Origin of the sequence: Paracoccus sigandri (assembly GCF_003709565.1) — a bacterium.
Taxonomy (GTDB): domain Bacteria; phylum Pseudomonadota; class Alphaproteobacteria; order Rhodobacterales; family Rhodobacteraceae; genus Paracoccus; species Paracoccus siganidrum.
In genome coordinates this window covers 85,402-97,066 of sequence record NZ_QNRC01000005.1, presented here as the reverse complement: position 1 = coordinate 97,066, position 11,665 = coordinate 85,402, and the positions used below count along the sequence as shown (strand labels likewise).

At 69.9% G+C, this 11,665-nt stretch carries 15 protein-coding genes; 6 read left to right on the top strand and 9 right to left on the bottom strand.

Features of this window, described 5'->3' with window-relative positions; translation table 11 throughout:
• Positions 1–4: 4 nt before the first annotated feature.
• The 4 genes from C9E82_RS05920 to C9E82_RS05905 all read right to left on the bottom strand — a co-directional run bounded on the left by C9E82_RS05920 (position 5) and on the right by C9E82_RS05905 (position 1,895).
• The gene (locus C9E82_RS05920; protein WP_119900298.1) at positions 5–337 is read right to left on the bottom strand and encodes a DUF2794 domain-containing protein; all 333 of its coding nucleotides are present in this window, start codon (positions 335–337) and stop codon (positions 5–7) included.
• Between the two features lie 90 nt (positions 338–427).
• A complete protein-coding gene (locus C9E82_RS05915; RefSeq protein WP_119900289.1) occupies positions 428–712 on the bottom strand; it encodes an I78 family peptidase inhibitor in 285 nt (94 codons plus the stop codon).
• A 4-nt stretch (positions 713–716) separates the two neighbouring features.
• Positions 717–1,112 (bottom strand): hypothetical protein, encoded by a 396-nt coding sequence (locus tag C9E82_RS05910; RefSeq protein WP_183154046.1) that lies wholly within the window; start codon positions 1,110–1,112, stop codon positions 717–719.
• A 135-nt stretch (positions 1,113–1,247) separates the two neighbouring features.
• Positions 1,248–1,895 (bottom strand): TetR/AcrR family transcriptional regulator, encoded by a 648-nt coding sequence (locus tag C9E82_RS05905; protein WP_119900288.1) that lies wholly within the window; start codon positions 1,893–1,895, stop codon positions 1,248–1,250.
• A 257-nt stretch (positions 1,896–2,152) separates the two neighbouring features.
• On the opposite strand from C9E82_RS05905, the gene C9E82_RS05900 reads away from it, so the two are divergent.
• Positions 2,153–3,580 carry a Glu/Leu/Phe/Val family dehydrogenase gene (locus C9E82_RS05900; protein WP_119900287.1) on the top strand — a complete coding sequence of 476 codons (1,428 nt, stop codon included), beginning with the start codon at positions 2,153–2,155 and terminating at the stop codon, positions 3,578–3,580.
• A gap of 102 nt (positions 3,581–3,682) precedes the next feature.
• On the opposite strand, the gene C9E82_RS05895 is transcribed toward C9E82_RS05900, so the two are convergent.
• Entirely contained in the window at positions 3,683–4,645 is a 963-nt protein-coding gene (locus C9E82_RS05895) for an L-threonylcarbamoyladenylate synthase (RefSeq protein ID WP_119900286.1), read from the bottom strand.
• A gap of 112 nt (positions 4,646–4,757) precedes the next feature.
• Here C9E82_RS05895 and C9E82_RS05890 point away from each other — a divergent pair, with 112 nt between their 5' ends.
• Genes C9E82_RS05890 through C9E82_RS05875 form a run of 4 tightly spaced genes read left to right on the top strand, consistent with a single transcriptional unit; the run spans position 4,758 to position 8,322 of the window.
• Positions 4,758–6,455: an acyl-CoA dehydrogenase gene (locus C9E82_RS05890; protein ID WP_119900285.1), complete on the top strand. Its 1,698-nt coding sequence runs from the start codon at positions 4,758–4,760 to the stop codon at positions 6,453–6,455.
• Positions 6,452–7,474 carry an MBL fold metallo-hydrolase gene (locus C9E82_RS05885; protein ID WP_240643650.1) on the top strand — a complete coding sequence of 341 codons (1,023 nt, stop codon included), beginning with the start codon at positions 6,452–6,454 and terminating at the stop codon, positions 7,472–7,474. The genes C9E82_RS05890 and C9E82_RS05885 overlap by 4 nt, the downstream gene beginning before the upstream one ends.
• A gap of 52 nt (positions 7,475–7,526) precedes the next feature.
• Positions 7,527–7,679: an aa3-type cytochrome c oxidase subunit IV gene (locus tag C9E82_RS05880; RefSeq protein WP_119900284.1), complete on the top strand. Its 153-nt coding sequence runs from the start codon at positions 7,527–7,529 to the stop codon at positions 7,677–7,679.
• Between the two features lie 19 nt (positions 7,680–7,698).
• The gene (locus tag C9E82_RS05875) at positions 7,699–8,322 is read left to right on the top strand and encodes a hypothetical protein (protein WP_119900283.1); all 624 of its coding nucleotides are present in this window, start codon (positions 7,699–7,701) and stop codon (positions 8,320–8,322) included.
• Here C9E82_RS05875 and C9E82_RS05870 read toward each other — a convergent pair.
• Positions 8,310–8,639, bottom strand: a complete 330-nt coding sequence (locus tag C9E82_RS05870; protein ID WP_119900282.1) for an AzlD domain-containing protein — start codon at positions 8,637–8,639, stop codon at positions 8,310–8,312. The two genes, C9E82_RS05875 and C9E82_RS05870, sit on opposite strands and share 13 nt — an antisense overlap.
• Positions 8,636–9,451: an AzlC family ABC transporter permease gene (locus tag C9E82_RS05865; protein WP_183154045.1), complete on the bottom strand. Its 816-nt coding sequence runs from the start codon at positions 9,449–9,451 to the stop codon at positions 8,636–8,638. The genes C9E82_RS05870 and C9E82_RS05865 overlap by 4 nt, the downstream gene beginning before the upstream one ends.
• A gap of 44 nt (positions 9,452–9,495) precedes the next feature.
• Here C9E82_RS05865 and C9E82_RS05860 point away from each other — a divergent pair, with 44 nt between their 5' ends.
• Positions 9,496–9,996: a GNAT family N-acetyltransferase gene (locus C9E82_RS05860; RefSeq protein WP_221035974.1), complete on the top strand. Its 501-nt coding sequence runs from the start codon at positions 9,496–9,498 to the stop codon at positions 9,994–9,996.
• Positions 9,997–10,003: 7 nt separating this feature from the next.
• Here C9E82_RS05860 and C9E82_RS05855 read toward each other — a convergent pair whose 3' ends face one another.
• Together C9E82_RS05855 and greA are read right to left on the bottom strand one after the other, a co-directional pair.
• Positions 10,004–10,939, bottom strand: coding sequence for a hypothetical protein (locus C9E82_RS05855; RefSeq protein WP_119897326.1), 936 nt, complete (start codon positions 10,937–10,939; stop codon positions 10,004–10,006).
• Between the two features lie 4 nt (positions 10,940–10,943).
• Positions 10,944–11,414, bottom strand: coding sequence for a transcription elongation factor GreA (greA, locus tag C9E82_RS05850; protein ID WP_170162027.1), 471 nt, complete (start codon positions 11,412–11,414; stop codon positions 10,944–10,946).
• Positions 11,415–11,665: the final 251 nt, after the last annotated feature.

Below are 11,665 nucleotides of genomic sequence, written 5' to 3'. Positions count from 1 at the left end.
CAGGTCAGTCGACCGGGCGGATCAGCTTCCTGTCCAGCACCCGCAGCACCGGCGCCAGGTCGTGGCCGCGCTTGAGGACCCGGCCGTCCATGCCGATCACCGCATAGGCGCCCTGAGCCATGCGCAGGCGCGGGCGTTTCTCGATCCGGTAGAGCGGATGTTCGGTGGCGCGGCGGAACACGCTGAAGATGGCCGCGTCGCGCAGGAAGGACATCGCATAGTCGCGCCATTCGCCCGCGGCCACGAAACGGCCATAGACCGAGAGAATCATGCCCAGTTCCGTCCGGTCGAAAACCACTCGGTCGGGGTCGGCATGAAACGGCGGAGCGGCATTCATCATGGCGAAATGGTGACATTGCCCGCGAGGCAAATCAATCGAAAAGGGCGGCGCCCTGCAGGCGCCGCCCCTGCCGCGGGGCGGCCGGGATCAGTAGCAGCTGATCTTCTCGATCCGGCCGCCGGCGCCGTATTCGATGTTCAGCCGGTCGGGGCGGAAATCGGCGGTGACGGCGTCGTTCGGGCCGATCTGGCGGGTGCCGAGCGGGAAGGTCATGCCGTCCAGCACCGTGCGCGGCTGGCCGACCAGGCCCTGATAGCCGGCCGCGCCGCAGCTGTCGGGGGTTTCGGCAGGCTCGGCCTCGGGCGGGAGGGGCTCGCAGGCGGCCAGCACGGCCAGGCCGGCCATGGCCAGCAGCAGAAGTTCGACTTTCATGGCGTCACCCGCAATCGATGTTGTAGATATTGCCCGCCGAATCGAGGCGGAAGACGATCCGGTTGGGGTCGTAGTCCTGCGGCTCGATCCCGCGATACTCGACCACCCGATACGCGCGGGTAAGCCCCAGCGTCGGGATCACGCTGCCCGGCTGCGAGACGTATCGCGAATAGTCCTGGGCCTTGCACAGGTCGGGCTTGCGTTCCTCCAGCCCGGCGATGCCGGCGGCGGCGGTCGGGGGCGGCGCCACCGGGGCGATGGCCGGGGTCTGGATCGGCGCCTGGAGCGGGGCCTGGATCGGAACGGGGGGCGGCGCCATCGCCGCGTCCGGCGGGACAGGCATGCAGCCCGCCAGCAGGGCCGCGGCGGCGGCGAAGGGCAGGATCGTGGTTCTTGTCATTTCCGTCTTGTTCCCTCGTTGGCCCGGCAGCGCCGGACTGCGACGGAGGCATCTATACGCTGCCGCGCGGGACTTGAGAACCCGCGCGTCCTTTCACGAATCCATCATCGCGGACGGGTGGCCACGCCGCCGCTGCTATTGCGCGGCCGCCGGGATGTCGCCCGCCCGGCTGGCGCCATAGGCCCGCAGGAACAGCTCCAGCGCGGCGGCGCAGGCCTCGCGCAGGCTGGCTTCCTTCAGGGTGCTCTGCGGCAGCAGCACCGCGCGTTCGGCCAGCGCCGCGCCGGTCATCCGCCACAGCTGGTCGGCCGCCCGCCGGGTATCGGCGATGTCCAGCTCGCCTCGGGCGACCCAGTGATCCAGATAGGCGGCCAGGATCGCGCTGCGCTTCTGCAGGATCCGGTCGTAATAGTCCCGCGCCAGTTTCGGAAAGCGCCGCGCCTCGGCGATGCCCAGCCGGTAGAGCCCGGTCTGGATCTCGCTGACCGCGTCGCGGGCCATCGTCTCGACCACGACCGGCAGCCCGAGCGAGGGCGGCAGCGCATTGTCGGGCGCGATCGCGATCTGTTTCTCGGCCTCGGCGATCTCGTTGCGCATGACCTCCTCGAACATCAGGCGCTTGTGCGGGAAATAGCTGTAGAGGGTGGCCTTGGACACGCCGGCGGCACGCGAAATGTCGTCCACGCTGGCGCCTTCATAGCCGTCGCGCAGGAAAACCTGACGCGCGCCCCGGCAGACCTGATGAAATTTCCGGCCGCGATAAATTTCGTGCTTCTGAATCACAAGTCACATCCACTATTCTGTAGGTTGCAAACAACTTGGTTATGGCTTCAATAACGCCAGATTACTGTCACTGGTTTCCCGGCCGCAATTCAAATCCGCCTTGCCCCCGCGGAAGGGCAGGGGCCGGAAAAGGCCGTTTCGGACCAAGCTGTACCGAAGGGTTTGCGTTTGCTGGCATATCCGGTCGGAAGGGGCTTGGCGCGGCGCCGCCGCCGACCTAGCGTGGGGAGGCGAGTCGGACAGGAGGAATTCGCATCATGCTGCACCAACAGGCATCGTTCCGGGACTCGGTGGACAGGATGTTCACCCATGCCGCCTCATTGATGGAACTGCCGCCGGGGCTTGAAGAAAAGATCCGCGTCTGCAACTCGACCTATACGGTCCGTTTCGGGGTGCGGCTGCGCGGCGAGATCCATACCTTCACCGGCTATCGCTCGGTCCATTCCGAACATATGGAGCCGGTCAAGGGCGGCATCCGCTATTCGCTGGATGTCAACCAGGACGAGGTCGAGGCGCTGGCGGCGCTGATGACCTACAAATGCGCGCTGGTCGAGGTGCCCTTCGGCGGCTCGAAGGGCGGGCTGAGGATCGACCCGCGCGCCTGGGACGCCGACGAGCTGGAGCGCATCACCCGGCGCTTCACCTACGAGCTGTCGCGCCGCAACCTGATCTCGCCCAGCCAGAACGTGCCGGCGCCCGACATGGGCACGGGCGAGCGCGAGATGGCCTGGATGGCCGATGCCTTCAAGCGGCTGCATCCCGACGACATCAACGCCAAGGCCTGCGTCACCGGCAAGCCGCGCACCCAGGGCGGCATCGACGGCCGGGTCGAGGCCACCGGGCGCGGCGTGCAATATGCGCTGCGCGAGTTCTTCCGCCACGACGACGTGATGAAGCGCGCCGGGCTGGCGGGCACGCTGGCCGGCAAGCGGGTGATCGTGCAGGGCCTGGGCAATGTGGGCTATCACGCCGCGCAGTTCCTGTCGGCCGAGGACAAGGCGCTGGTGACCTGCGTGATCGAGCGGGACGGCGCCATCAGCAATCCGCAGGGCATCAACATCGACGCGCTGCGCGGCCATATCCAGGCCACCGGCGGCGTGCGCGGCTTCGCGGGCGGCGACTATCGCGAGGAGGGGCTGCTGGCGCTGGAGGACGAGTGCGACATCCTGGTCCCCGCCGCCGTCGAGGGCGTGATCCGCGCCGAGAATGCCGACCGGATCAAGTGCAAGCTGATCATCGAGGCCGCCAACGGCCCCGTGACCGCCGATGCCGACGAGATCCTGAAGCGCAAGGGCGTGGTCATCATCCCCGACATGTATGCCAATGCCGGCGGTGTGACCGTGTCCTATTTCGAATGGGTCAAGAACCTGTCGCAGATCAGCCTGGGCCGGCTGGAGCGGCGGCACGAGGAGGCGCGGGCGCGGATGATCGTCGAGGAGCTGGAGCGGCTGTCGGCCGATACCGGGCTGAACTGGACGCTGTCGAAGGGCTTCAAGGAGGCGTTCCTGACCGGCGCGGACGAGCTGGAGCTGGTGCGTTCGGGCCTGGACGACACCATGCGCGAGGCCTTCGGCAAGATGAAGGAGGTCTGGGTCGGCAACAGCCGCGTCGACGACATGCGCACCGCCGCCTATGTGGTGGCGATCCGGCGGATCTCGAACGTCTACGGCTCGCTGGGGCTGTAAGGTCGCCGCCCGGGTCCCGTCCCGGCGGGGGCGGGGCCTGCGGCGCCGGAAGCGGGGTATTTGGGCAACAGAGAAGCGGCCGGGGGAGAAATGGCCGGGCGGTCAGTCGCGCGGCGCGGCGGCGCGGCGCAGGCGGTCGTTGATGGCGGCGCCGAGGCCGTGGTCGGGGATCGGCGCGACGGCGATCGGGCGGCCCAGCCGGTCGGCCTGGCGCAGCAGGTCGAAGAGCCGCGCCGCCGCCTGGGTCAGGTCGCCGGTTTCCGACAGGCTGAGCGGGCCGGGGGCGCCGAAGGCGATGAAGGTTTCACCCGCGCGCGGGGTGGCGGCGTTGAGGCGCAGGCTGGCTTGCGGCGCGTAGTGGCTGGTCAGCTGGCCCGGCGCGGTCGGGCGGTCGGGGTCCTGGCCGGAATCCTGACCGGGGTGGGCCAGCGGGCGCGACAGCGCGGCCTCGACGGCCTCGGCCGGGATGCCGCCGGGGCGCAGCAGCAGCGGGCTGTCGGCGTCCCAGCCGATGATGGTCGATTCGAGGCCCACCGGGCAGGGGCCGGCGTCCAGCACCGCCGCGATCCGGCCGTCCAGCCCGCCGTCGGGATCCAGCACATGGCCGGCGCTGGTCGGGCTGATCCGGCCAGAGGCATTGGCCGAGGGCGCCGCCAGCGGCCCGCCGAAGCGCCGCAGCAGCGCCTGTGCCGCGGGATGGGCGGGCACGCGGATCGCGATGGTCGGCAGGCCGGCCGTGACCAGCGAGGCGATGGGCGCATCCTGCCGCAGCGGCAGCACCATGGTCAGCGCGCCGGGCCAGAAGGCGCGGGCCAGCGTCTCGGCCTGGGGCGTCAGGTGGGCGATGCGGCGCGCGGCCTCGAGGTCCGGCAGATGCACGATCAGCGGGTTGAAGCTGGGCCGTCCCTTGGCGGCATAGATCCGCGCGACGGCCGTCCCGTCGCGGGCATCGCCGGCCAGGCCATAGACAGTCTCGGTTGGAATTGCGACAAGCTGGCCGGCCGACAGCAGTTCGGCGGCACGGGCAAGCCCCGCGGAATCGGCTTTCAGTCGTTCGGTCTGCATTCGTGACGCCGGGTTTCGGTTGAGCAATGGCCGCATCCCCCTAAGGTGGATGCCGGACCCGTTTGATAGTGGCGCGTGCCGGGATTGCCAAGCGCGCGCGGGAGGGAAGCAGATGAGCTACAAGGCGCCGGTCGAGCAGATCGAATTCATTCTTCACCATGTCGTGCCTTTCGCGGATGTCGCTGCGACCGGCCTCTATGAGGAGGCCACGCCCGAGACCACCGCCGCCATCCTGTCCGAGGCGGGCAAGCTGGCCTCGAACGTGCTGGCGCCGCTGAACCCGAATGGCGATCACACGCCGGCGCGGCTGGAAAACGGCAGGCTGCGCTCCTCGCCCGGCTATGCCGAGGGGTTCCGGGCCATTGCCGAGGGTGGCTGGATCGGGCTGGCCGCCAATCCCGAACATGGCGGCATGGGGCTGCCGCAGGCGCTGAACATGGCCGTGTCCGAGATGATGGCCGGGGCCTGCCTGGCGCTGCAGCTGAACCCGCTGCTGACCCAGGGCCAGATCGAGGCGCTGGAACATCACGCCAGCGACGCGCTGAAGGCGCTGTACCTGCCCCGGCTGATCGCGGGCGAATGGTCGGGCACGATGAACCTGACCGAGCCCGGCGCGGGCAGCGATGTCGGCGCGCTGGTCACGAAGGCCGAGCCCAATGGCGACGGCAGCTATGCGATCACCGGCCAGAAGATCTTCATCACCTGGGGCGACAGCGACGTGACCGAGAATGTCTGCCACCTGGTGCTGGCGCGGCTGCCCGACGGCGCGAAGGGCACGCGCGGCATCAGCCTGTTCATGGTCCCGAAGCTGATCCCCGACGCGGCCGGCAGGCCGGGCCTTGCCAACAGCCTGAAGGTGGTCAGCCTGGAGGAGAAGATGGGCATCCATGGCAGCCCGACCTGCGTGATGAGCTTCGAGGGCGCGACCGGCTGGCTGGTCGGCGAGGAGCACAAGGGCATGGCCGCCATGTTCACCATGATGAACTGCGCCCGGCTGGGGGTCGGGATGCAGGGCGTCGGCGTGGCCGAGGCGGCGCTGCAGAAGGCGGTGGGCTATGCGGCCGAGCGCAACCAGATGGGGCCGATCATCCGCCATCCCGACATGCGGCGGATGCTGGCCGTGGCGCGGGCCGAGGTCTTTGCCGCCCGCGCCATCGGGCTGGCCTGCGCCACCGCGATCGACCTGGAGCGCGCCAACGGCGACGCGCATCACGCCGCCCGCGCGGCCTTCCTGACGCCGATCGCCAAGGCCTACGGCACCGATGTCGGCTGCCGGGTCGCCGATATCGGCGTGCAGGTCCATGGCGGCATGGGCTATGTCGAGGAAACCGGCGCCGCCCAGTATCTGCGCGACGTGCGCATCACGCCGATCTATGAGGGCACCAACGGCATCCAGGCGATGGACCTGGTCGGCCGCAAGCTGTCCGATGGCGGCGAGGCGGCGATGCGGCTGCTGGACGAGGTGCTGGACGGCGCCAAGTCCGCCCAGGCCGACCACCCGGAGCTGGCCAATCACGTCTGGCAGGCGGCCGAGACGCTGCGCGAGGCGACCCAGGCGCTGCTGGAGCGCGGCTTGCCGCAGCGTTTCGCCGGCGCCGTGCCCTATCTTGCGGCCTTCGCCCGCGTGCTGGGCGCGCATTTCCACCTGCGCGCCGCCCAGGCCGGAAATGCCGCGCAGCAGGCGCTGGCCCGGATCCACATCACCCGCGTGCTGCCGCATTTCGCCGGCGACCTGGCCGAGGCCATGGCCGCGCTGGACGACCTTGAGGCGCTGCCGGACGCGGCCATGGCCGGGGATTTCGCCGCGTGATCGTGACGCCCTTCCAGGACCCGCCGCCCGAGGGCGGCGCGGTCGAGATCGCCGAGGGCGTGCTGTGGCTGCGGCTGCCTTTGCCGATGGCGCTGGACCATGTGAACGTCTATGCGCTGGAGGATGGCGACGGCTGGACGCTGGTCGATACCGGCTTCGACAGCAGGCGCGGGCGCGAGATCTGGGCGGCGCTGCGCCAGGGGCCGCTGGCGGGCCGGCCGGTGCGGCGGGTGGTCGGCACCCATCACCATCCCGACCATATCGGCCTTGCCGGCTGGTTCATGCAGACCGACGGGGCCGAGCTGATGATGAGCCGCACCGCCTGGCTGATGGCCCGGATGCTGGTGCTGGACGTGCAGGACCGCCCCTCGGCCCAGGCGCTGGCCTTCTGGAAGCGTGCCGGGATGCCCGCCGACATCCTGGCCGGGCGCGCCGCGGAACGGCCCTTCAACTTCGCCGATGTGGTCCATCCGCTGCCGCTTGGCTTCACCCGCCTGGCCGAGGGCGCCGAGGTGCGTTTCGGCCGGCGCCGCTGGCGGGTGGCGATGGGCCACGGCCATGCCCCCTGCCACGCGACCTTCTGGTCGCTGGACGACGACCTGGTGATCGGGGGCGACCAGCTCCTGCCCTCGATCTCGCCCAACCTGGGGGTCTACCCGACCGAGCCCGAGGCCGATCCGGTGGGCGAATGGCTGGACAGCTGCGGCCGGCTTGCGGAACTGGCGCGGCCCGGACAGCTGGTCCTGCCGGGCCACAAGCTGCCCTTCCGCGGCCTGCCCACGCGGCTGTCGCAGATGATCGACAACCATCACCACGCGCTGGACCGGCTGGCCGAGGCCTTGCGCGAAGCGCCGCGCACCGCGGTCGACTGCTTCGACATCCTGTTCAAGCGCCGCATCGGCGCCCCCGAATTCGGCCTGGCGCTGGTCGAGGCGGTGGCCCATGTCAACCACCTGCGTCACCGGGCCGTGATCCGCGCGGTGGGCGAAAGGGATGGCGCGGTGCTGTGGGGGGCGTGACAGCCGGAACGGTTTGGGCTATCGCAGACACGAACGCTGACAGGAGGCATGCATGGCCACGCATCACGAGATCACCGAACACAAGCACGGCTCGATGGACATCACCGAACAGAAAAGAACCTTCGTAGGCTTCATCAGGCTTTCGGTCTGGGTGACGGTGCTGTCGATCCTGGTGCTGATCTTCCTGGCGCTGGCGAATTCCTGATCGAGACCGGCACTTTCCCATGAAAAGACGTTTCTTCCTTGCTGCCGCGGCGCCGGCGCTGCTGTCGGCCTGCGGCGCCAAGCATGTCTGGGACAGCGACGAGGCCGTGCGCGCGGCGCGTTTCGTCTCGTCCGAGCCGCCCTCGATCACGCTGTTCACGGTGATCGGCATCCCGCGCGGCGAAGGCGGGCATTCGGCGCTGATGATCAATGGCAGCCAGCGTGTGATCTTCGATCCGGCCGGCAGCTGGAACCATCCCTACATCCCCGAACGCAACGACGTGCTTTACGGCATCACCGACAATTTCAAGAATTTCTACATCGATTACCACGCGCGAGAGACCTATTGGGTCGCCGAGGACACCGTCTTCGTCAGCCGCGAGGTGGCCGACCTGGCGATCCGCCGGGCCGAGGCCTATGGCCCGGTGAACCAGAGCTTCTGCGCCGTGGCGACCGGCAGGGTCCTCAGCGGCGTGCCGGGCTTCGAAGCCTCGCCCACGGGCTTTTCGCCGAACAAGCTGCGCAGCTGGTTCCTGACCCTGCCGGGCGTGCGGTCGAAGCGCCACATGGATGGCGATCCGGCCAACAACCACAATGTGCTGCTGCGCCAGAAGGACGGCACCATCTTCGGCTATAACAGGTAGAGCAGCCCGAACAGGGTGATCCCGCCGGCCAGGATGGCCAGGATCACGTTGCGGGTCAGCATCCCCACGGCGACGGTCGCGGCTGCGGCCGCCAGCCGGGCCGGGTCGGGCTGGCCATCGGTCGCGGCCGGCCATGTGACCAGCGGCGCGACCAGCGCGGGCAGCACCGCGACCGGCGTATAGCGCAGCATCCGCAGCACCCAGCCGGGAAAGTCGCGATTCCCCAGCGCGCCCAGGAAGGACCAGCGCAGCAGGAAGGTGCCGACCCCCAGCACCAGGATCACCAGCCAGACGGTCAGGTCGGAATGCGGGGTCATCGGCCAGCCTCCTGCTTGCGGCTCTCCTGCTTGCGGCGCGCGGCTTGCGCTTCGGTCCTCTGCTCGACCAGCGCGCCCGCCGCCATGCCCAGGGGCGCGGCGATCAGCAGGCCCGTCCCCGAGGGCAGCCCGGCCAGCAGCAGCGCCCCCAGGATCGCGACGAAACAGGCGGTCAGATGCGCGGGCGTGCGCAGCATCGGCGCGATCATCGCCAGGAAGGTGATCGGCATGGCGAAGTCCAGCGCGATGTCGTCGGGGATCGCGCTGCCCAGCCTGGCGCCCGCCCAGCTGGCGACCATCCACGGGATGCACAGCGCCGTGGCCGTGCCGAAGAAATAGGCCAGCCGCTGCGTCAGGCTCAGCCTCGGGTGGCGCTCGTAATGCTGGATCGACAGCGCATAGCTCTGGTCGATCAGCGTATAGGCGACGCCGGCCTTCTGCAGCCCCGAGGCGCCGCGCAGCCAGGGCACCAGCGATGCCGAATACATCGCCATGCGCAGGTTCACCGCAAGGCAGGACAGGATCACGATGAAGGCGGGCGCATTGTCCGACAGAAGCTGCACGGCGGTGAATTGCGAGGCGCCCGCCAGCACCAGCACCGAAAACCCCATGACCTGCGCCATGTCCATCCCGGCCTCCAGCGCGACCACGCCGAACAGCAGCGCAAAGGGGATGATGACGATCAGAAAGGGCAGCGATTGCACCATCCCGTGCCGGAAGGCCTGCGCGGGTCCGCGCGCCAGGGCGCGGGCATCGGCGGGATCGGGGGAGGCCCGGCCGGGTTCCGGGCGGGACAGGGGGCTGGGCGCCATGACGGGTTCCGTCCTGAAGGGATTGCGGGCACCTTCGTTGCATGATGCGCAAAGCGACGCAAGGCCAGCCGATGCAGATCCTCAGCCCGATCCCCGACGCGATCCTGCCGCAGGCGGGGCGGCTGTGGCGGCGCCATTTCGGCGGGCTGGGGCGGGTGCGCGGCTTTCGCGCCGCCAATGGCGCGGTGGCGCTGCAAGGCGGGCGGGTGCTGGGCGTCATCGGCTTTCGCGACGCGGGCGGCGGTTTCGCGACCTGGCGGGCGGGGCTGGCGGCGATCCTGTTCCGGCCGGCGCCGCCGACCGGCGACCTGGTGATCGACGGCATCGTCGCGCGGCTGCCGCGCCGCGGGATCGGCCGCGCCCTGGTCGCACGGGCCGAGGCCGAGGCGCGGGCGCGCGGCCGTCCCGGCCTGCGCGCCGAGGTGGCGGCCGGCAACCGCGCCGCGCTGGCCTTCTATCGCCGGCTTGGCTTCGTCGAGGAAACGCGCGGCCGATTCGGCTGGCCCTGGACCGGCACTGTGCTGGTGCTGCGCAAGGCCCTCTGAGGGCTGCTCAGCCGAAGATCCCCGCCGCGCGGCCCAGCAGCATGAAGGCGCGGGCCGAGCGGGTCTGCGACAGGAAGCGGATCTGGTCGTCGTCCAGCTGCGAGATGCTGCGGGTCAGCATCACGTCGAAATGGCGCAGGAAGTGATGGGCGCTGTCGCGGAAGATCTCGTCCCCGCGCAGCAGTTCGGTGGCGATTTCCAGCGCCACCGGCTCGTGGATGCCGCCAAGCTGGGCCACCGTCGCGCCGCGCGCGCCCTCGGCGAAGCGCCGCCAGACGGCGACTGGGGCGGGCTCGGGCGGCAGGTCGTCCATATAGAGATCCTGCCCTGCCAGCAGCGTGATCACGTCCTGCGCCGCCCGCAGCACGCGGGCGTTGTCATGGTCCTGCAGGGCGGCGCGAAGGGCGGCGACGGTCTCGGTATCCTCGGGGCCGTCGGGGAAGTTCAGCGCGCGGACCAGGACCGAGGGCGGGACCGAGACCGGCTCGGGATCGTCCAGCGGCATCGAGGCCTGGCGCGCATCGACGGGGCGCGCATCCGCCGCGCGGGGGCGGACATTCGGCTGCGCACCCGCGCGCGGTCGCGGCGGATCGGCGGGCAGGGTGCTGGTCGCGGGGGGCGGCGCGATGCCGCCGCCCATCGCCGGGCGCGGCGCGGTCCCGCCGTCGCGCATCTGCGACAGGCGCAGGCGCAGGTCGTCGGCCTCGGCCCGCAGGGCGGCGATGGCGCCGGCCAGCGCGACCGCCATCCAGATCAGCGCCAGCGGCATCGCCACGCCGACGAAGACCAGCAGCCGCCCGATGCCGCTGGCGCCCTCGCTGCCGCCCGGCACCAGCAGCCAGAACAGCAGCACCAGCACCAGCCAGACCGCGCTGAGCGCCAGCCCCAGCGCCGCCGCGTTTCCGCTGCGCCCCAGTCCTGCGATCCGATCCGCCAGCCCCATCACGTCACTCGTAGCGGATGGCGACGATTTCGTAGCTGCGCTGCCCGCCGGGGGTCTTGACCTCGACGCTGTCGCCCTCGTCCTTGCCGATCAGCGCGCGGGCCAGCGGCGAGCGGATGTTCAGCCGCCCGCGCTCGATATCCGCCTCGGGCTCGCCGACGATCTGGTAGATGCGCTGCTCCTCGGTATCCTCGTCGATCAGCTCGACCGTGGCGCCGAACTTGATCGAGCCCGACAGCTTCGCCGGGTCGATCACCTCGGCCCGCGACAGGATCGCCTCCAGCTCCTTGATGCGGCCCTCGATGAAGCCCTGCTTCTCGCGCGCGGCGTGGTATTCGGCGTTCTCGGACAGGTCGCCATGCTCGCGCGCCTCGGCGATGGCGCGGATGATGGCGGGGCGTTCCTTGCTTTTCAGCATGGTCAATTCCTGCTCCAGCAGCTGAAAGCCGCCGCGGGTCATCAGTATCTTTTCCATCGCAGCCCTGTCCTTCCGGGTCCTCGGCACTTCTGCCGTGCTTGGTACGCTCGCAACGCTAATCGAACGCCCCCACCATTCGGAATGGCAGGGGCGCGAAAGTCCGTTGCAGGCATCGTGAACCGAATTTCGCGGGCTTTGCAAGAGCGGTGCGGCGGGGCTTGGCAGTTTTCGGCCACAGGAAAAGTGATTTCTCCCCGGCGTCACAATTGCCCCCGGCCGCGCGAATCGTTAGTGCTGTCCCAGCCACA